Origin of the sequence: Actinokineospora baliensis, from assembly GCF_016907695.1 — a bacterium.
GTDB lineage: Bacteria > Actinomycetota > Actinomycetes > Mycobacteriales > Pseudonocardiaceae > Actinokineospora > Actinokineospora baliensis.
In genome coordinates this window covers 5,727,651-5,747,722 of the sequence record NZ_JAFBCK010000001.1, presented here as the reverse complement: position 1 = coordinate 5,747,722, position 20,072 = coordinate 5,727,651, and the positions used below count along the sequence as shown (strand labels likewise).

Genomic DNA, 20,072 nt, shown 5'->3' with positions numbered 1-20,072 from the left:
GGCCACCGCACTTACCCGTTCGGGCCGTCCCACCACCGCAGCACCCGGGTCCCGTACAACGTCAACCACTTCGACGCCTCACCCGCCGCGACGTCGACCTCGAACCACACCTGCCCCGGGTGCCGCCGAGCCTGCACCCACGTCCCGTCCGGTCGCCGAGCCGCCCGCACGATCGCCTCGCCGGTCGACAGCCTGCGGAACAGCCCGCGCCGCAGCAGGTACTCCTCCCCGGCTCGTCTCATTTCGCGCGTGCCGTCGCCCGCGGCCAACAACCCCTTCAACGCATTCACCGTCGAATGGAACGACGACCGCTGCGAACCCTCGACCCACTCGCAGTTCCACCCGCCGTCAGGCAGTTGGTGCTCGCGGAACGAGTCCACCAACCCAGAGACATCAACCCCGAGCCACACCCCGTTCGCGAGCCTGAGCCCGTTGATGCAACAGTCGACTTCCCCACCCCAATAGGGAAGATCGTCGTACTCCCAACGGCAGTTCTCGGCGAGCAACTCTGCCGTACCCCCCAGCGCGCTGGCGTCCACCCCCCATTCCCGCAAGGAATCCAGCGCCCACGTGGTAGCCGTCCACGGCTGGCCCTCGGCAGTAGCACCCGAACTGCCCGCCGGGAAGTACGCCCCACCCGCCCACTGCCCGTCGTCGTCCTGCAGCGCGAGCAGCCGAGCCCCGAACCCCTCGGTCGAAACCCGCGTCCGCGTCGCCCGCCAGGCGGCCGGTGGCGCATCCAGCAGATCGCGCTCGACCTGCCACCGCAACGCCGGATCGGAGTCGAGCAGCCAGGAGACCAGAGCCGTGTCCACCACCCCCCGACTCTAGGCCGCAGACCGCCTGACCCGCCTCCCGCGACGACGCGTCCAGATCCCTGCCGCGATCGCACCTACAGTGGCGACCCCGACCGAAGCGCCCAGCGTGAGCACGACCCCCACCACCGCCGCCACCATCAGGACGGCGATCGCCGCCGCCCAACGCAGCAACCGGAGCGCGCGGTCGGTGCGCCCAGGGTCGTCCACGACGTACCCGACCAGGCCGTGGGGGTGCGCGCGAGTCACCACACCCGCTCACCAGCCCGGGTAGGCGCCTTCTGGAGCTCCCGCCGCAACGCCACGGCGTGCAGCAAGACCCGAACCGCGTAGCTCAGCTGAGTTCGCCATGACCCGGTCTCGGCGATCTCGAACAGCTCCGCCTGGAAAAGCTCTTGGTAGTCGGCACGCTCGGCTCGGGGCAGAAGGCGAGCCGCCCACGAGGTCAGCCGGGCACAGGTTGCGGTTACCCGTATCTGGGGATCAATGGCCTGGGGCTCCTCGCGATCGAGCAGCTTGCCTGCCCACGAGCGGGCGATCTGGAAACAGCGTTCCAGGGACCACAAATGCGCTTCAAGCTCGACCTCGGTGACCCTGATCGCTCGGAATAGCTCCACCTGGAGGTGGTTGCGGGGCTCCTGCAGCACGGGTTTGGGGCTTTGCTCGTTGGGTCCGAAGTTGTCCACGACGATCTTCGCTACCACCGATTGGTTGTGTCGGTGTGCGATGACCTGATCTATCAGGTCGGAGAGTGCGGTATTGGCACAGCGCAGCTTGTCCTGGTCGCCCGCGATCGCGTCAGCCAAGGCCGCGCCCACGGGAACCACTGGTTCGAGGTCTTCGATAACGGTTTCTATGTGGCTGTGCATCTCCCAGAGCAGGCCGATCAAAGTGCCGACAGCTGCCTGCTCGCCTAGTGGGTAGCTCACTGGGCGCCTCCGGCCAGGCCGGGGCGCAGGCGCGCAAGGGCGGCTGTGGAGGCCTCCGCGCGGGTGAGCGCGGCCTGGACCAGGGCGATGCTGTTGGGGTCGAGCCGGTAGTAGCGGCGGCGGGGGCGGCCTTGGGCTGAGGGGTCGACGTCCTCCCAGCTGCTGCGCAGCCACCCGACGCGCTCCAGGCGGGCCAAGATCGGGTGGATCGTGCCGCTGGGCAGGCCCGCCGCCGCGCACAGTTCCAGCCCGTACCGCTCGCGGGTCGGGTCGGCCATGAGCTCGCGCAGGACCAGTTGGGTGGGCAGGGTCATCCGTGGACCGGGCATGGGTAGAACTCTACCTAGCCCCCTAGGTTGAGTTCAACCCAGCTGGGGCGTTCCATCGTGCGCCGAGTATCTCGATGGTCGCATTAGTTGGCGTGCGATTCGGCAATATTCGTCAAGTTGTTGGGGGGTGGAGTGGTCGCTGGGGGGTGGGGAAAGTCGTACCATGGCGGCGGCCGGGGCTGGGTGGGAGTGGCGGCGAAATGGGGCGTTCACACTTCCTGTTGGGCGTGGCGAAGAGTCGTGGGCGGGCGCCTATGGACAGGGCCTTGAGTTTTTCATGATAATCACTGTATGTGGAACTTTTCTTTATCGTCGAGATTTGTGAGATCCAAGAGATTGGTGATCGCGGTCGTTACCAGTTTTGCCGTTGTCGTGACGACGACGCTCGCGGTGACGGGGAACGGGCAGGCGGCGCCCGCGGTGGCGGCGCCGTGTGACGCGCCCGCGTGGGCTGAGGGCACCAGTTACGCCACCGGGGCCAGGGTGTCCTACCAGAGCAGGCTCTACAGCGCCCGGGTCGCGCACACCGCGTGGCCGGGCGCCGGGTGGAACCCTGCGGCGAGCAAGTCACTGTGGACGGACCTGGGCGCCTGCGACGGCAACCCGACCACCACCACGACGACCACGACCACGCGGCCGACGACGACCACCACGACCACCACCACGACAACAACGACCACGACCACCACGACGCCGACTACCACCACCACGACCCCGACGACGACCACCACCACCGACCCCGGTGGTGAGACCTGCGCGGTGAAGTCCAAGCCCGCGGGCAAGGTCCTCGTCGGCTACTGGGAGAACTGGGACGGCGCCTCCAACGGGGTGCACCCGCCCTTCGGCTGGACCTCCATCGCCAACCCGGTGATCCGCCAGCACGGCTACAACGTGCTCAACGCCGCGTTCCCGGTGATCCGCTCCGACGGCACGGTGCTGTGGGAGGACGGGATGGACAGCACCGTCAAGGTGTCCACCCCGGCGGAGATGTGCCAGGCCAAGGCGCAGGGCCAGACGATCCTCATGTCGATCGGTGGCGCCACCGCGGGCATCGACCTGAACTCGAGCACGGTCGCGGACAAGTTCGTCGCCACTGTCGTGCCGATTCTCAAGAAGTACAACTTCGACGGGATCGACATCGACATCGAGACCGGTCTTTCCGGTGCTGGCAACATCAACCAGTTGTCGGCTTCGCAGTCGAACCTGATCCGCATCATCGACGGTGTGCTGGCGCAGATGCCGTCGAACTTCGGTCTGACAATGGCGCCGGAAACCGCCTACGTCACCGGCGGCAGCGTCACCTACGGTTCGATCTGGGGCGCCTACCTGCCGATCATCAAGAAGTACGCGGACAACGGCCGGTTGTGGTGGCTGAACATGCAGTACTACAACGGGAGCATGTACGGCTGCGCCGGTGACTCGTACCAGGCCGGTACCGTCCAGGGCTTCGTCAAGCAGACCGAGTGCCTCAACCAGGGCCTGGTCATCCAGGGCACCACGATCAAGGTCCCCTACGACAAGCAGGTCCCCGGTCTGCCCGCGCAGCCGGGCGCCGGTGGCGGCTACATGACGCCGTCGCTGGTCTCGCAGTCCTGGAACAGCTTCAGCGGCAACCTGAAGGGGCTCATGACCTGGTCCCTCAACTGGGACGGCTCGAAGAGTTGGAGCTTCGGCGACAACGTCAAGGCGTTGCAGGGCCGCTGAACCGCTAGACACAGTGCCGATCCCCTGAGCCCGTCCGGCCCCACCGCAGTGGCCGGACGGGCTCCGTGTTTCCCGGCACCGGTGAACTGTCAGTGATCATCGGCCGCGGCGGGTGGGCCGGTGTTCGTCGCTCAGGGTGAGCGGCGCCGCAACAGGAGAAACTCCGGCAGGTGCGCTCATCGCGGGAGGACTTGCCAAATGTGGTGGGGCGTTGAGAGTCTTTGTTGTGCCGTGTGGTCACCAACGGGTTTCGACCACCACCTCACTCTGACGCCCAGTCCACCGCGCCGCCTTTACCGCCGGAGAACGCCTTGCGCACCGAGGATGCCAGTATTCCGAGCACGCACGAGCACGCCCCGCACCGCCGGATCCTGGTGGTGGGGGCCGGTTTGGCGGGTACCGCGACCGCCATCCGCCTGCTCCGGTTCGCCACCGAACCGGTGGAGGTCGTGCTGGTGGACCGGGAACCCGCGCACCGCAACGCCGGTCCCGCCTATTACCCCACCGGCAACCCCTGGCACCACGTTTTCAACATCCAAGCCGGGCGGATGTCTGTTTTCCGCGAGGACGTGGACGATTTCCTGGCCTGGTGCGGCCATGAGGCCGATCGGAGCGCGTGGCCGCCGGAATGGCGGGGGTTCGCCTTCACCGAATCCGGCCCCGCCCCGCGCGGGATATTCGCCGACTACCTCGCCCAACGGCTGCGGGAAGCCGCGGCCGACGCGGTCAGTGGTGTTGTGCTGCGGGAAGTCGACGGTGAGGTCGTCGACGTGGTCCCGGGGGAGCGGACCACCGCCGTGTTCTCCTGGCTCGGCAGCCGATCCGACAGCGGGGGTGTGCTCGAAGCGGACTGCGTGGTGCTGGCGACCGGTCCCGAGTTGCGCCACCCGCACTACGCGGACGCCGTTCTCGGCCACCCCGCCTATGTACGCCACCCGTACAGTCAGGACGCTGTCGATCGGATCAACGCGCTGCGTCCGGATGCCACAGTCGCGGTTGTCGGTAGTCTACTGAGTGCATATGACATGGCGGCGATGCTGTTGCGCCGCGGTCACCGGGGCGCCGTCCACCTGATCTCCCAGTCGCGCCTGACGCCGAAGCCCTATCCCGTCGATCACAAGCACCGGGTGTTCCACGTGCCGCCGCCGGTCATCGATCCGACGCGCGGTGGTGCGGACCTGGTGCGGCAGTTGGCCGTGCAGTGGAACAAGGCGTGCCGGTTCGTGGCCGTGAAGTACGCCGACGAGCACCCCTCGGTGATCTCCGAGCGCGTGGCCAAGGCCTGGGAGGAGCACCTCCCCGCGATCCTCGAGCGCCTGCCCGACCACGACCTGCGCGCGGTGCTGGACCGCTACGGCAGTCTCATCGCGACCCTGCGCGTCAGTGCCATGCCCTACACCACGGAGATCGTCGACACGGCCAGGCTGGCCGGCCAGGTGCGGTTGGACCGGGGGAGGGTGATGGGTCTGCGCGCCGACGGCCCCCGCCTGGCCGTCCGGGTGGTCGACGGGCAGGTGGAGCGCGAGTTGGGCGCCGATCTGGTCATCTCGAACTTCGGGCGGTTGTCGGACTACGAGCAGTCCGACAACCCGCTCTGGCGGCGCCTGCTGGCCCAGGGGCTGGCCACGCCGCACCACAGGACCCACCGGGGCGTGGAGATCACCGGCGACGGCGCTCTGCTCGCCTCCGGCGCCCGCCCCGGCCCGATCTACGTGGTGGGCGCTCCCCGCGAGGGCGACGAGATCGTCCGCTTCGGCCGCACGGGCGCCTTCGGCTTCAACCTGGCCGCCATCAAGAACCACTCCACCGGTGTCGCCGCCGCCGTGCTGCGCGATCTGGAGAACCGGTACCGGGGCGAGGCGGCGGAGGGTGAGCCGCCCGCGCCGCTGGCCCGCCGGTGGTCGACCCTGGTGGACTTGGAGGTCCGCCGCCTCGCGACCAGGGACCGCTCGAGCCGGACCGAGCTCCTCGGGCGGTTGGAGGCCGAACTGGCCGACGCGCTCGGCCCGGCCGCCGACCGGCGGTGGGCCGCGCGCGTCAACCAGGCCGCCGTCGAGCGCTTGAGCGACGTGTCCGTGACGCCCCGGCAGTTGCGGACCAGACTCGCCCTGGACAGCAGCCCTCGGTGACTCTCCGCACAACCCGGTCGGACCACGGAGGGTGACGGGTGCGCCGGGGTGCGAGCGGCCTTGGAGTCCACAGTGGACTTAAAGTGCCAGTGCCCCGTGTCTGCCCTCGTCGGCCCACCACGTGCGGAAGTAGTCGTTGCGGGAGCCCTGCCGGTGGTAGATCGCGATCAGCTCGGCGCAGATCTCCTCGATGTGCGCGCCCGCGGGGGTGTCCGGCCGGTAGACCACGCGCAGCCGCTGCCGCAGCGGGCTGCCGTCGAGGCCGCGCAGGCGGATGCGGCCCGCGATGTCCTGGGTGGTGATCAGCGCCGGGGCGATGGCCGCGCGCGTGGCGACCAGCTCGTGCGCTGTGGGTGGGAACAGGACCTCGTGCTGCTGGTCCATCGACACCCCGTAGCGGTGGCAGACCTGGCGCAGGTACACCGGCCACTGGCTCATCTCCGGCGGCTCGTCCACCCACGGGAACTCGGCCACCGCGTCCAGTCGCACGGTGCGCTCACCCGCGAGCGGGTGGTCGGGCGACACCATCACCAGCACCGGCTCGTCGCGCACGATCACCTGGCCGCGCACGCTGTCGCCCAGCGCCTGGGTGAAGCCGGGCCACTCGTAGACGACCGCCAGGTCCAGCACCCCGTTGGTGACCATATCGATGCTGGTGCGCGGGTCGTTCTCCTCCGTCAGCCGCATCCCGCACACCCACGGGCGCCCGGCCAGCCAGCGGCTCAGCGCCAGGTGCAGGAACCCGGCGTTGCCGCCCACCCTGGTCGGCGCCGCGGTGGCGTGCCTGGCCTGGGACTCGGCCCGGCTGCGGATGCCCTGCAGGCCGCGCAGCACCGCGCGGGCCTCGGCGAGCACGTTGTGGCCGTACGGGGTGGGGCTCGAGCCGCCCTCGGCGCGGAAGAACAGCTGACCGCCCAGGCTGTTCTCGATCCGCTGGAGTTGGCTGGTGAGCCCGGGTTGGGACAGTCCGAGGACCTTCGACGCGCGGTTGAGGCTGCCGGATTCGGCGATGGCCACGATCACGCGCAGGTGGCGGATCTCGACCTCCATGTGTTTCTCCGTCCGCAGGGCGGGGGCACGCCGATCGCGCCGGGTCGGCACGACGCGCCCGTGGAGGACCGGCGGCCCGCCCCGGGGCGGAATCGCCGCTCGCAGGAAGAAATAGCGGTCGGTCGGACCGCCGGTCCACTATAGGGCTGCTTCCCGCGCCGTGGTCTATCCCAATTTTTCATAGCGGTCCGCTATAGGCCCACGACATCTGTCGTGCGGTATTGCGGCGGCGTGAATGTCAGCCTTGGGTCAGTTTGCACGAAACTTCCCAATAGTTGGTCGACCTGGCCGAGCACGTCGAGGTCGAGCCGGACGCCCGCGGCGGCCACGTTCTCGCGCACCTGCTCGGGCCGCGACGCGCCCACGACGACGGTGGCCACCAGCGGGTTCTGCAGCACCCAGGCCAGTGCGAGTTGTGCCATGGTCAGCCCGCGCGCGCCCGCGACCCCGCGCAGCGGCTCGATCCTGGAGAGCAGGTCCTCGTGCAGCAGCGGCCACACCAGCGCCCTGGCCAGGTCGCCGCCCGCCGCGCGGGAGTCCGCCGGGACCGTCCCGCCGGTGTAGCGGCCCGCGAGCACACCCTGCGCCAGCGACACCGTTGCCAGTTGCCCGATCCCCAACCGCTCGCACGCCGGGATCACCTGGGACTCCGGTACCCGCCACAGCATCGAGTACTGCGGCTGGTTGCCCACCAGCGGAACCCGGTGCCGCTCGGCCAGTCCCGCCGCCTGCTGGATCTGCGCCGCGGTCCACTCGGAGGTCGCGACGTAGTGCACCTTCCCCTGCCGCACCAGGTCCGACAGCGCGGTGAACGTCTCCTCCAGCGGCGTCTGGTAGTCGAAGCGCAGCAGGTGGTACAGGTCGACGTGGTCGGTGTTGAGCCTGCGCAGCGACCCGTGCAGGGACGCGAACAGGCTCTTGCGGCTGAGCCCGCCCCGCGACGGGCCGCCCTCCTCGGGCCAGAACACGCCGGTGCTGATGACGACGTCGTCGCGCGGTGTGCCCGTCAGGCCGCGGGCGAGCGACTCCTCCGCCGCGCCCCGCCCCCACGCGGCGGCGGTGTGGAACAGCGTCACCCCTTCCTCGACCGCGGCGTGCACGCACATCTCCCCGTCGGGGCCGTGGGTGAGCCAGTTGCCGTACCCGATCTCGCTGACCACCAGGCCGCTGTCGCCCAGGTTGCGGTAGCGCACGGTCAGCCCTTCCCGTTCGACGGTGCCGACGAGCGCGCGTTCGCCACCGTCGCCGCGGTCTCGCGCAGCCACTCGTCGGGGTCGGCCGCCTTGCGCGCGTACGCCTCGCCCGCCTCTGGGTGCGGCAGGATCAGCAGTTCTTCCTTCGCCATGGCGGCCAGGACGGCGTCGGCGACTTCCTCGGGTTCGATCAGCGGCCCCATGGCCAGCACCGCGTTGGCCGCCGGGTGGTCGGCGCGCACGCCGTCGATGAGGAAAGGGGTTCGCACGCCAAGGGGGCACAGTGCGCTGACGCGGATTCCCCGCGTCCGGTATGTCATCGCGAGCCATTCCGCCAGCGCCACCGCGGCGTGCTTGGTGACCGAGTAGGGCGCGTCACCGGGCAACGTCAACAGGCCCGCGCCGGAAGCGGTGATCACGAGATATCCGTCGCGGGCGGCCAGCATCGCGGGAAGCGCCGCCTGCGCGGCGTAGACGTGTTGCAGCACGTTGAGTTCGAAGGAACGGCGCCAGTGCTCGTCGGAGGCGTGCACCCCGGTGCCGAACACCACGCCCGCGTTGGAGCAGAAGACATCCAGGCGGCCGTACTCGTCGAGCGCCACCTCGACGAGCGCGCGCAGATCGGTGCGCGACGCCGCATCCGCTTGTCTGCCAACAGCTCTGCCGCCAGCACGGGTGATCGCCGCCGCCACGTCGGCCGCGGCGGCGCCGTCGAGGTCGGACACCACGACCCCGCGCGCGCCCGCCGCCGCGAACCTGGCGGCCATCGCCGCGCCCATGCCGTGCCCGGCCCCGGTGAGCACGGCGACGCGGCCGGTCAGCTCCATGAGTTTCTCCCCTTCGCGTTCCACCTGCGATGACGCCCCGCTCGCAGGTGGGAATACACCCGCGGAAATCGCGTCCACCGCTGGACGCTAACACGGTCGCGACATACCCAACCGGGTGCTGAAATCTTGCTCAAGCCGCACTCAAACCGATTCAGTGAATCTGGTGGACGTGGTGTCGGCGCGGGCATTGTCGCACCGAGCGGCTGACGGGGCGTTCACATTTTCCCGGAAATGGCGCGCCCAGTCCCAGGATTTCAGGAGGAGCGATGTCCGACGCGCAGGTCGGTGCCCGGTGGCGGGTGCTGGGTCGAGGTCCGTTCGGCCTGCCCGACCCGCGGTTGGCGGCCGCGGTGAGCCAGGGCGGCGGGACGGGGGTCCTCGAACTCGGCGTGGACGCCGACGCGGTCCTGACCCGTGCCACGGCGTTGACCGACCGGTTCGGCGCCTGGGTGGGCTCGGACTGCCCGGTGCGCCCGGCCGAGTTGGCCGCGCGCGGGGTGGAACTGGCGATCGTCGGCCAAGGCGCGCCGGTGGCGGAGTTGGCCGCGCACCTGCCGGTGCTGGTCGAGGTGACCGACGTTGACCAGGCCCGCGCCGCGCTGGACGCGGGTGCGCTCGGGGTCGTGGCCGTCGGTAGCGAGGCGGCGGGCACGATCGGTGAGCTCACCTCATTCGTCCTGCTGCAGCGCCTGCTCCCGCTGGGCGCGCCGGTGTGGGTCCGCGGCGGGATCGGCCCGCACACCGCGCTCGGCGCGATCGCCGCGGGCGCGGCAGGGGTGGTGCTCGACAGCCAGCTCGGTCTGTTCCCCGAGTGCGATCTCCCGGCCGCCGTGAGATCGCGCCTGGCCACGGCCGATGGTTCGGAGACCGGACCTGTTGATGGGCGGCGGCTCCTGCGGGGGACTGAACTCCCGCTCGGTGAGGACGCCCACCTGGCCACCTCGCTGGCGCAGCGATACCCGACCGCGGAGGCGTTGATGCGCGGCATGGTCCGCGACCTCGATTCCGCAGGCGTGGATGTTGACCCCCGCGCGCAAGGCGAGCCACTGTGCCGCACTCTCGGCGTTAGGCACGCGATCGTCCAAGGGCCCATGACCCGGGTCAGTGACCAGCCGGGGTTCGCGCTGGCGGTGGCTGAGCAGGGCGCTATGCCGTACGTCGCGGTGGCTCTCGCCGATGGCCCGCGCACCGAGGACCTGCTGCGGCGCACCGCCGCTCAGCTCGGCGACCGGCCGTGGGGTGCGGGCATCCTCGGCTTCGTTCCCGACGAACTGCGCGCCGCTCAACTCGCTGCCGTACGCGCGGTCCGCCCCCGCAGCGTTCTCATCGCGGGCGGAACTCCCGCACAGGCAGCCGCCCTAGAGGCCGACGGCATCGCCACCTATGTGCACGTGCCGTCCCCGACGCTGCTTGACCAGTACCTCGACCAAGGCGCCCGTCGGTTTGTCTTCGAAGGCACCGAGTGTGGTGGTCACATCGGGCCGCGCAGCAGCTTTTCCCTCTGGGAGGCGCAACTGGGCGTGCTCGCCGCGCGCGCGGACGTCGAGGGTGTGGAGGTCCTGTTCGCCGGTGGCGTGCACGACGAGATCTCCGCGGCCGCCGTCGCGGCGATGGCGGCTCCGCAGGCCCGGCGCGGTGTGGGTGTTGGCGTGCTGATGGGCACGGCGTACCTGTTCACCGATGAGGCCGTGCGGCACGGTGCGATCACCGACCGGTACCAGCGCGAGGTCATGGCCGCGGACCGCACCGTCACCGTCCGCACCGCCCCGGGCCACGAGACCCGATGCCTGCCCACCCCGTTCGTTTCGCATTTCGAGACCACTGCCGAGGACCTGGCCGCACGCGGCGTCGGGGTCCGGGAGCGCTGGCAGGTGCTGGAGGAGCTCAACGTCGGCAGGCTGCGCATCGCCAGCAAGGGGCTGCGCCGCGAAGGCGCTGACCTGGTGGACGTCGACGACGACGGGCAGTTCGCCGAGGGCATGTACATGGTCGGCCAGGCCGCCGTGTTGCGCGGTGAACGCACAGACATCGCCGCTCTGCACCGGGCGGTCACCGACGGCGCGGCCGCTCTGCTCGGAGCCCGTCGACGTCCGGCGCGTGTCGAGACCCGGACCGAGCCGAAGCCGCTCGACGTCGCGATCGTGGGCATGGCCTGCGTGTTCCCCGGTTCCACCGACCTGGACGGGTTCTGGTCCGGCATCCTGCGCGGCCGCGACGACGTGACCGAGGTGCCGCCGCACCGGTGGGACACCGAGCTGTTCTTCCGCGAGGGTGGCGGCGAGCCCGGCACCACACCGTCGAAGTGGGGCGGGTTCCTGCCCCAGGTCCCGTTCGACCCGATGTCCTTCGGCATCCCGCCCGCCTCGATGGGCAGCATCGACCCCGCCCAACTGCTGTCGCTGGAGGTCTCCCGCCGGGCACTGGCCGACGCGGGCTACCTCGACCGCCCGTTCCCCCGCGAGCGCACCGGCGTGATCTTCGGCGCCGAGGCGGGCGGTGACCTGTCCAGCGCGACCGTGGTGCGCGGGGTCCTGCCGTCGTGGCTGGGGGAGTTGCCCGAGGAACTGGCCGCCCTGCTGCCGACGCTGACCGAGGACTCCTTCCCCGGCACGCTCACCAACGTCATCTCCGGCCGCGTCGCCAACCGGCTCGACCTCGGCGGCGCCAACTACACCGTCGACGCGGCCTGCGCGTCGTCGCTGGCCGCGCTCGACCTGGCCTGCCGCGACCTGGCGCACGGCGGCGCCGACATGATGCTGTGCGGCGCGGTCGACCTGCACAACGGCATCAACGACTACCTCATGTTCACCTCGGCGGGCGCGCTCTCGCCGACCGGCCGGTGCAGGCCCTTCGCCCGCGACAGCGACGGGATCGCCCTCGGTGAGGGCGTGGCCTGCCTGGTGCTCAAACGCCTCGCCGACGCCGAGCGCGACGGCGACCGGGTCTACGCGGTGGTCCGCGCGGTCGGTTCGGCCAGTGACGGCCGCTCGTTGGGGCTCACCGCGCCCCGGCCGGAAGGGCAGCGCAACGCGCTCACCCGGGCCTACGAGGCGGCGGGGGTGTCCCCGGCGGCTGTCGGGCTCGTCGAGGCGCACGGCACCGGCACGGTCGTGGGTGACAGCACGGAGCTGACCAGCCTCACCGACTTCTTCGTCGCGGCGGGCGCCCAGCCGGGGACGTGCGGGCTGGGTTCGGTGAAGAGCCAGATCGGGCACGCGAAGTGCGCGGCTGGGCTCGCGGGGGTGATCAAGGCGGCGCTGTCGCTGTGGCACGGGGTCCTCCCGCCGACGCTGCACCTGTCCGAGCCGATCGCGGGCTGGGACCGGCAGCGCAGCCCGTTCACCTTCGACACCGCGGCCCGGCCCTGGCTCACCGCGCGGGGTGACCGCGTGGCCGGGGTCAGCGCGTTCGGCTTCGGTGGCACCAACTTCCACGCCGTGCTGACGACGGGTGCCGGTGGGCCGTTGCAGCGGCACGCGCTGCGCGACTGGGATGCCGAGCTGTTCTTGCTGCGCTCCACGGAGGCCGCGCGGGACCTGCTGGCGCTGATCACCGACGACACCACGCTCGCCGACCTGGCCGTCGAGGTGTCCGGGTGGTCGCGGGCGACGCCGGTCCAGCACGCGGTGGTCGCCCGGGACACCGCAGAACTCGCCGATGCCCTGCGCGCCGCGCTCGACGGTCGAGCGCATCGGGCGCTGGTCACCGCGTTGGCGGACGCCGACCCCGGCAAGATCGCGTTCCTCGTTCCCGGCCAGGGCAGCCAGCGCACAGGGATGCTCTCCGGTCTGTTCGTCGCCTTTCCTGATCTCAAGGCGGGCTTGGACTCGCCGGTCGCGGCTACAGCGTTCCCGCCTGCCGCTTTCGACCCGGACGCCGTCGTGGCCCAAGACGCGGCGCTGCGCGACACCCGGGTCGCCCAGCCCGCCCTCGGTCTCGCCGCGGTCGCGGTCGCGGAACTGCTGGACCGGGTCGGCGTCCGCCCGGATCTGCTCGGCGGCCACAGCTACGGCGAGCTGGTCGCGCTGTCAGTGGCCGGATCGTTCGACCGCGCGGCATTGCTGCGGCTCAGCGCCCGCCGCGCCGAGGCGATCATGACCGTGGCGCGGGACGAGCCGGGCACGATGGCCGCGGTCCGGGCACCGCTCGCGGACGTGGCGGCGCTGCTGGGCGAGTGGGGTCTCGACGGTGACGTGGTGGTGGCCAACCACAACGGGCCTGAGCAGGTCGTGCTGTCCGGGCCCACCGAGCGCGTCGTCGACGCGGTGGACCGGCTACGCGCGGCGGGTCTGTCGGCCAAGCGCATCCCGGTGGCCTGCGCGTTCCACAGCGCCGTTGTCGCGCCCGCCGCCGATCTGTTCGCCACCGCGCTCGCCGACGAGGAGATCCGGCCGCCGGGGCTGCCGGTGTACGCCAACCGGACCGCCGCCGCGTATTCGTCCACTTCGGACGTCCGGGCCGAGTTGGCCGCCCAGGTCGCCGCCCCGGTCCGGTTCGTCGAGCAGGTGCGCGCCATGCACGCCGCGGGGGCCAGGACCTTCGTCGAGGTCGGCCCCGGCTCGGTGCTCACCGGCCTGGTCGGCGCGATCCTGGCCGAGGAGTCGCACACCGCGGTGGCCTGCGACCCCGGCGCCCCTGGACTGCGCGGCGTGCTCACCGCGCTCGCCCGCCTGGCCGTCGCCGGGGTGCCGGTCGACACCGACTGGCTGGTGCGTGGCCGGGGGCGTGCCCCGCGGCCGCCCGCGCCGTGGACGGTCGACGGCCAACTCGTCCGCCGGGCCGACGGCACCATCCCCACCGGGGCGCTGGTCCCCGCCGAACGAATCACGAGGTCCCTCATGTCACCGGACACCCCCGCGATCGCGCGCGACCCGCGCGAGGAGGTCGTCACCTCCTTCCTGCGGACCAATCGCGAGATCGTCTCCGCGCAGCGGGACGTGCTGCTGGGCTACCTGGGCTATGCGGCGCCCGCCGCACCGGTCGTCGCGATGGCGCCGCCCGCCCTCGCGCCCGCCCCGGTGCTGGTGGTCCCAGCGGCCCCCGCGATCGCCGAACCGACCCCGGAACCGGCGGCCGCGGTCGAGGTGCCCACGGATGTGCTGGCCGCGGTGGTCGACGTGATCAGCGCCCGCACCGGGTACCCGCCGGAGATGATCGACGGCGACCTCGACCTGGAGGCCGACCTGTCCATCGACTCGATCAAGCGCACCGAGATCGCCGGGACGCTGATCGCCAAGCTCGGCGTGGACGCCGAGGGCTCGGTGCACGACGAACTGCACCGCAGGCGCAGCGCCCAGTCCATGGCCGACTGGCTCAACGAGCGGCTGGGGCTGGTCGAGGCGACCCTGCCCCAGATCGGGGCGGTCGCGGGTGTGCCGCCACGGCGGTTCCTGCCCCGCGCGATCCCGGCCGCCCAGCGCGCACTGGCACCAGACCTCACCAGCAGGCGCGTGCGCGTCGTGCACGAGCTCGCCGACGGCGAGTACGCCGAGGCGGTGGCCGCGATGGTGGCCGACCACGGCGGCCAGGTCCACGACGGCGGCGACATCGTCGTCGTGCTCACCCCGCTCACCCCCGCCGACGACCCGGTGGCGCCAAAGGTGTTCGCGACCGTCCGCGACGCCGTGGCAGGCGGGGCGGACACGGTGCTGGTGGTGTCGCCGCACGAAGACGGTCAGGCACCCGCGCACGCCGCCGGTCTGCGCGGCCTGGTCCGATCCGTCCACCAGGAACACCCGGCGCTGCTGGTCCGCCTGGTCGAGATCACGCCGGGCATGCCCCCCGCCGCGCTGGCCCAGGTGCTCGCGGCCGAGTTGGCGGACCACGCGGAACTCCCCGTGGTCCGGCACGTGGACGGGCAGCGGTACGCCTTCGACGTCGTCGAGGCGCAACTGGCAGGGGGCGAGAGCGCCCTGGGGTTCGACCGCGACTCCGTGGTCCTGGTCATCGGCGGCGCCCGGGGCATCACCGCGCGGTGCTGCGCCGCGCTGGCCGCCGCCACCGGGTGCCACCTCGAACTGGCGGGCCGCACGCCGTGGCCGCCGGAGTCCGCACCGCCGCCGGAACTGGCCACCGCCGACGAGGTCGCGCTGCGCGCCGCCTTCGCCGCCGAGGGCCGTCCGCTCGCCGAGGTCGACCGCGCGGTCAGGCAGTTCCTGGCCCAGCGCGAGGTCACGGCGACCGTCGCCCAGGTCCGCGCGGTGGGCGGGCGCGTCGACTACCGGTCGGTGGACGTGCGCGACGGCGCGGCGGTGCGGCAACTCGTCAAGGACGTGCACGCCAGGCACGGCAGGCTCGACGGCGTCGTCTACGCCGCCGGGATCCTCGACGACCGCCTCATGCTGCAGAAGGACGACGCGTCGTTCCACCGGGTGTTCTCGACCAAGGTGGACGGTGCGCGGGCCCTGCTCGACGCGCTCGCCGAGACGGGGATCCGCCCCGGCGTCACGGTGCTGTTCGGCAGCGTCTCCGGGGTGTTCGGCAACCGCGGGCAGGTCGACTACGCGGCGGGCAACGACGCGCTGGAGACCCTGGGCACGGCCTTCGCCGCGAGCTCCGGCTGCCGGGTGCTGACCGTCCACTGGGGACCGTGGGCGCCGGTCGGCGAGCACGCGGGCATGGTGTCCGCCGAGCTCGCCCGCGACCTCGACCGGCGCGGCATCGGCCTGATCGACCCGGACGCGGGCGCCGAGAGCCTGGTGCGGGAGCTGGCCGACGGCGGCCAGGACTCGCGGGCGGTCGTCTACACGGCCTGGGTGTGACGGCGATGAGCGCGCGTGACCCGATCGCGGTCGTCGGGATGGCGGTGATGCTGCCCGGCGCGCCCGACCTCGACACCTACTGGCACAACCTGCGCACCGGCCACGACGCCATCACCGAGTTCCCGCCCGACCGCCGCGACCCCGAGTTCCACGCAGGCGTGGAAGACCCGATGCAGCCCGTTCCACCGGACCGCACCTACTGCCACCGCGGCGGGTTCCTCGCACCGTTCACAGTGGACGCCGCTGGGCTGGGGATCATGCCCAACGCGGTCGGCACGGTGGAACCGGAGCAGCTGCTGACCCTGAAGGTGGCCGCCGAGGCGATCGCCGACGCGGGCGGGCTGCCCGGTCTCGGCGACCCGAGCCGCATCGGCGTCATCCTCGGCCGCGGCGGGTACGCCGGGCCGCGCATGGTCGGCTTCGAACAGCGGGTCCGTACCGTGCGCTCGGTCCTGCGCGTGCTCGCCGAACTGAGCCCCGGCCTTGGCGCGGACGAGTTGGCCGAGGTGCGCGCGGCGCTGCTGGAACCAATGGGGCCCATGCAGCCGGAGTCGACGATCAACCTGGTGCCGAACCTGACCGCCTCCCGCGTGGCCAACCGGCTCGACCTGCGCGGACCGGCCTACACGATCGACGCCGCCTGCGCGTCGTCCCTGCTGGCCGTCGACCAAGCGGTGGGTGAACTGTCCGCGCGCCGCTGCGACACCGTCCTCACCGGCGGCGTCTACCACGGCCACGACGACGCTTTCTGGTCGGTGTTCAGCCAACTGCGCGCCCTGTCGCCCACCCAGCAGATCCGCCCGCTGTCCGCCGCCGCCGACGGCCTGCTCATCGGCGAAGGCGCGGGCATCATCGCCCTCCGCCGACTCGCCGACGCCCACCGCGACGGCAACCGCGTCTACGCCGTCATCCGCGGCACCGGCTCGGCCAGCGACGGCCGCACGCAGAGCCTGTTCAACCCCGACACCGCTGGCCAACGCGCGGCCCTCGTCCGCGCCTGGTCCGCGGCCGGGCTGGACCCGACCGCCCCGGACGCCGTCGGCCTGGTCGAGGCGCACAGCACCGGCACCCCGGTCGGCGACGCCGCCGAACTGACCGCCCTCGCCGACGTCTTCGGCAACCCGCCCGGTGCCTCGGCGGTGATCGGCTCGGTCAAATCGATGATCGGTCACACCATGCCCGCCGCGGGCATCGCGGGCCTGATCAAGTCGGTCCTGGCCATCTACCACGGCGTCCTGCTGCCCACCCTGCACTGCGCCGAGCCGAACCCACTGCTGGAGCGCACCCGCTTCCACACCCTCGACACCGCCAAACCCTGGGAAGGGGTCGGCCCCCGCCGAGCCGCGGTCAACGCCTTCGGCTTCGGCGGCATCAACGCCCACGTGGTCGTCGAACAGGACACCACCGCCCCGGTCCGCCGGTCCCCGTCCCGCACCCGGGTGGCAGAGGCGGAGCGGCTCCTGTGGCTGGCCGCCGACGACCCCCGCGAGTTGCGGCGGCGCCTGGACCGAGCACTGGTCGACGAGCCACCCGCTCACCCCGACGGCCGCTTCCGCCTGGGCGTCGTCGACCCCACCGAACGCCGCCTGACCATCGCCCACCGCGTCCTGGACCGCGCCGCCCACCCCGGCTGGACCTGGTCATCGGGCGACGTGTGGTTCACCGGCGCACCCCTGCTGCGGGACCCGGACGCCAAGACGGCGTTCGTGTTCCCCGGCCTGGAAGCCGAGTTCACCCCCAGGGTCGACGACGTCGCCACCCTGCTCGGAGCCCGGCCCCCGCTGACCGACACCACCTCGGTCCCAGCCCACGTCGCGGGCGTCGCCGACGTCGCCCTGCTGTTGCACCGGGCGCTCGCCGCGATGGGCGTCCACCCGGACGGCGTCGCAGGCCACAGCATCGGCGAGTGGACCGCCGCGGCCGCCACCGGCACGGTCACCGGCGACCGCCCCGCCATCGGCCTGCCCGGATTCCCGATGCCGGACGTGGACTACCTCGCCCTCGGGTGCTCGGTCGCCGACGCCACCGCGGGCATCGCCGACGAACCCGAGGTCGTGGTCTCCCACGACAACGCCCCCCGCCAGACGGTGGTCTGCGGCCCCCGCCCGGCCATCGAGCGCTCGGCCGCCCGGTTCCGCGCGGCCGGGGTGATCGCCCGCCCGCTGCCGTTCCAGACCGGGTTCCACACCCCGATGATGCGCCCGCACCTAGCGCCGTACCTGGCCGCGTTCGCCGCGTCCGAGACCCGGCCCGGTCCGGTGCCGGTCTGGTCCGCCACCACCGTCGACCGCTACCCCGACGACCCGGCCGCCCTGTTCGCGCTCGCCACCGACTTCCTGCTCCGCCCCGTCCGCTTCCGCGAACTGGTCGAGCGCATGTACGCCGACGGCCACCGCGTGTTCGTCCACATGGGACCAGGCCAACTCGGCTCCTTCGTCGCCGACACCCTGACCGGCCACCCACACCTGGTCATCAACGCCGCCTCCTCGGTCCGCCCAGGCCTGGCCCAGCTCCGCCGGGTGGCCACCGCCCTCTGGACCCACGGCGCCAACCCCGACCTGGCGGCACTCACCCCCGCCAAGCCCGTGACCCCGACTCGAACCCGGGTTCCCGTCCGATCCGAGGTGGAGGTGCGGGTGGCCACCCCCACCTTGAGGGTGGGGGAGTCGGCCCGTGGTTTGGTCGACCGGCGGGTCGCGGTTCGTGAACTTCCCGACGGCCTGCCCGCGGAGATCGCCGCCGAGTTGTCCGCGCTGATCGGCGAGACCGACGACGCCGTGCGGGCAGTTGCCGCGGCCATGGCCCGACCGCCTGCGCGGGGTGTTGCTGCTTCTGAGGTGACCTCCTTTCCTGGTGTACGAACAAGCACAATGCGGATCTCGGTCGAGGAGATGCCCTATCTCCGCGGGCACCGCTTCTTCAGACAGCGCGCCGACTGGCCGGATGAGACCGACTACCGACCCGTCGTCCCCGCCACCACTTTGGTGGAGTGGGCGTGCCACGCCGCCGAACGGGCGTGGCCCGGCGAGGTGGCTGTCGCCGTGCGTGACGCACGGTTCAGCCGGTGGCTGATCGCCGCTCCCGTGCAGGAGGTGGAGATCCGCCTCGAGCGCACCGAGGCCGGGGTCTCGGTACACATCGGCGACTGCGCGGCGATGACCGTCGAGCTGGCCGCCACCTACCCGCCTGCCCCCGAGCGCGCACCGGACCCAGGTCCGGCCGTCGGCCCGGCGCTGACACCGCGGGACGTCTACGGCGCCAGGCAGATGTTCCACGGCCCACAGTTCCAGGGCGTGACCGAGATCGTCCCGCACGCGGGCGATCGGGTGTCCGGCCGGATCACCGTCCTGCCCGCGCCCGGATTCGTGTTGGACAACGTCGGCCAGGTGCTGGCCTGCTGGCTGCAGACCCGCGTCGACCGCGGCGTCCTCGCGTTCCCGGTCCGGATCGACGCCATCACCTTCCACGGTCCACCGGCCCCGCTGGGTGCCCAGGTCGACTGCCTCGTCGACGCCAGGGTCCCCGACGACACCGCGCTCGCCATGGACGCCGAGATCCGCCACGGCGACCGGGTGTGGGCCCGGATCACCGGCTGGCAGGACATCCGCCTCGACTGCGACCACACCGACCGCGAGGTCTACGCCTTCCCGCAGGACAACTACCTGTCGCGCGAGCAGGCCGACGGTTGGTGGGTCGCCGAAGACCGGTGGCGGACCCTGGCCGCCCGGGAGGTCTTCGTCGGGGTGTACCTCAACGCCCCCGAACGGGCCGAGTACTACGCGGTGCCACCCCGCGAGCAGCGGACCTGGCTGCTCGGCCGGATAGCGGTCAAGGACGCCGTGCGCGCCTGGCTGTCCGAGCGGGGCGGCGACCGGCTGTTCCCCGCCGAGATCCTGGTCACCGGGGACGGCGACCGCCCCGTGGTGCGCGGACACCACGGACGACCACTGCCCGAACTGCGCGTCGCGCTCGCGCCCGGCACCGCCGCCGCGGTGTCCGCCCGAGTGGAGAGGACCACCGGAGATGCCTGACACGACCACCCCGCCCGTCGTCGACCCCGTCGCCGTGTTCGACGACGTCGTCGAGCTCATCGGCGGCCTGGTCGGTGACGACCTGGACATCCTGGGTGTTGAGGTGCGTGGGGACACCGCCTTTCACGAGGACTTGGGATTGGAGAGCGTCGACCTGGTCACCCTGGGCACCCTGCTGGCCGAGCGGTTCGGCCCCCGGGTGAACCTGGCCGAGCACCTGGCCGAGTTCGACCTCGACGACGTGATCGGCCTGACCGTCGGCCAGATCGCCGACTACGTCACCGACCGCCTCGCGGAGGCATGA

General features: G+C 71.9%; 10 protein-coding genes and 2 pseudogenes. 6 read left to right on the top strand and 6 right to left on the bottom strand.

Features of this window, described 5'->3' with window-relative positions; translation table 11 throughout:
• Positions 1–11: 11 nt before the first annotated feature.
• The 3 genes from JOD54_RS25610 to JOD54_RS25600 form a co-directional block, all read right to left on the bottom strand.
• On the bottom strand, positions 12–818 hold the full coding sequence (locus JOD54_RS25610) for a hypothetical protein (RefSeq protein ID WP_372440341.1): 807 nt from the start codon (positions 816–818) through the stop codon (positions 12–14).
• Positions 819–1,060: 242 nt separating this feature from the next.
• Positions 1,061–1,744, bottom strand: coding sequence for a hypothetical protein (locus tag JOD54_RS25605; protein ID WP_204453938.1), 684 nt, complete (start codon positions 1,742–1,744; stop codon positions 1,061–1,063).
• Positions 1,741–2,073, bottom strand: coding sequence for a PadR family transcriptional regulator (locus tag JOD54_RS25600; RefSeq protein ID WP_239573508.1), 333 nt, complete (start codon positions 2,071–2,073; stop codon positions 1,741–1,743). Before JOD54_RS25600 ends, JOD54_RS25605 begins: the two co-directional genes overlap by 4 nt.
• Positions 2,074–2,364: 291 nt before the next feature.
• On the opposite strand from JOD54_RS25600, the pseudogene JOD54_RS36075 reads away from it, so the two are divergent.
• From JOD54_RS36075 to JOD54_RS25590, 3 genes and pseudogenes are all read left to right on the top strand, one after another.
• Positions 2,365–2,637 (top strand): annotated as a pseudogene (locus JOD54_RS36075) (carbohydrate-binding protein); the annotation flags it as partial.
• Positions 2,638–2,817: 180 nt separating this feature from the next.
• Positions 2,818–3,777 (top strand): annotated as a pseudogene (locus tag JOD54_RS25595) (chitinase); the annotation flags it as partial.
• 311 nt (positions 3,778–4,088) lie between these two features.
• Positions 4,089–5,906, top strand: a complete 1,818-nt coding sequence (locus tag JOD54_RS25590; RefSeq protein ID WP_239573507.1) for an FAD/NAD(P)-binding protein — start codon at positions 4,089–4,091, stop codon at positions 5,904–5,906.
• Positions 5,907–5,984: 78 nt separating this feature from the next.
• Here the strand turns inward: JOD54_RS25590 and JOD54_RS25585 are convergent, their stop codons facing one another.
• The 3 genes from JOD54_RS25585 to JOD54_RS25575 form a co-directional block, all read right to left on the bottom strand.
• Complete coding sequence (locus JOD54_RS25585) at positions 5,985–6,956, bottom strand: LysR family transcriptional regulator (protein ID WP_204453936.1); 972 nt, start codon at positions 6,954–6,956, stop codon at positions 5,985–5,987.
• Between the two features lie 191 nt (positions 6,957–7,147).
• Complete coding sequence (locus JOD54_RS25580) at positions 7,148–8,149, bottom strand: aldo/keto reductase (RefSeq protein ID WP_204456587.1); 1,002 nt, start codon at positions 8,147–8,149, stop codon at positions 7,148–7,150.
• A gap of 2 nt (positions 8,150–8,151) precedes the next feature.
• A complete protein-coding gene (locus JOD54_RS25575) occupies positions 8,152–8,976 on the bottom strand; it encodes an SDR family oxidoreductase (RefSeq protein ID WP_204453934.1) in 825 nt (274 codons plus the stop codon).
• 266 nt (positions 8,977–9,242) lie between these two features.
• Between JOD54_RS25575 and JOD54_RS25570 the strand changes: the two genes are divergently transcribed.
• From JOD54_RS25570 to JOD54_RS25560, 3 genes are read left to right on the top strand one after another with little or no spacing between them, the layout of a single operon-like run.
• Complete coding sequence (locus JOD54_RS25570) at positions 9,243–15,737, top strand: type I polyketide synthase (RefSeq protein ID WP_204453932.1); 6,495 nt, start codon at positions 9,243–9,245, stop codon at positions 15,735–15,737.
• A gap of 5 nt (positions 15,738–15,742) precedes the next feature.
• Positions 15,743–19,768 (top strand): beta-ketoacyl synthase N-terminal-like domain-containing protein, encoded by a 4,026-nt coding sequence (locus JOD54_RS25565; RefSeq protein ID WP_204453930.1) that lies wholly within the window; start codon positions 15,743–15,745, stop codon positions 19,766–19,768.
• Entirely contained in the window at positions 19,761–20,072 is a 312-nt protein-coding gene (locus JOD54_RS25560; RefSeq protein WP_204453927.1) for a phosphopantetheine-binding protein, read from the top strand. Before JOD54_RS25565 ends, JOD54_RS25560 begins: the two co-directional genes overlap by 8 nt.

What these genes read in the sequence shown, in the direction of transcription:
- JOD54_RS25565 (WP_204453930.1), top strand. Translation starts at nt 15,743, where the DNA reads ATGAGCGCGCGTGACCCGATCGCGGTCGTCGGGATGGCGGTGATGCTG.
- JOD54_RS25585 (WP_204453936.1), bottom strand. Translation starts at nt 6,956, where the DNA reads ATGGAGGTCGAGATCCGCCACCTGCGCGTGATCGTGGCCATCGCCGAA.
- JOD54_RS25570 (WP_204453932.1), top strand. Translation starts at nt 9,243, where the DNA reads ATGTCCGACGCGCAGGTCGGTGCCCGGTGGCGGGTGCTGGGTCGAGGT.
- JOD54_RS25560 (WP_204453927.1), top strand. Translation starts at nt 19,761, where the DNA reads ATGCCTGACACGACCACCCCGCCCGTCGTCGACCCCGTCGCCGTGTTC.
- JOD54_RS25575 (WP_204453934.1), bottom strand. Translation starts at nt 8,976, where the DNA reads ATGGAGCTGACCGGCCGCGTCGCCGTGCTCACCGGGGCCGGGCACGGC.
- JOD54_RS25600 (WP_239573508.1), bottom strand. Translation starts at nt 2,073, where the DNA reads ATGCCCGGTCCACGGATGACCCTGCCCACCCAACTGGTCCTGCGCGAG.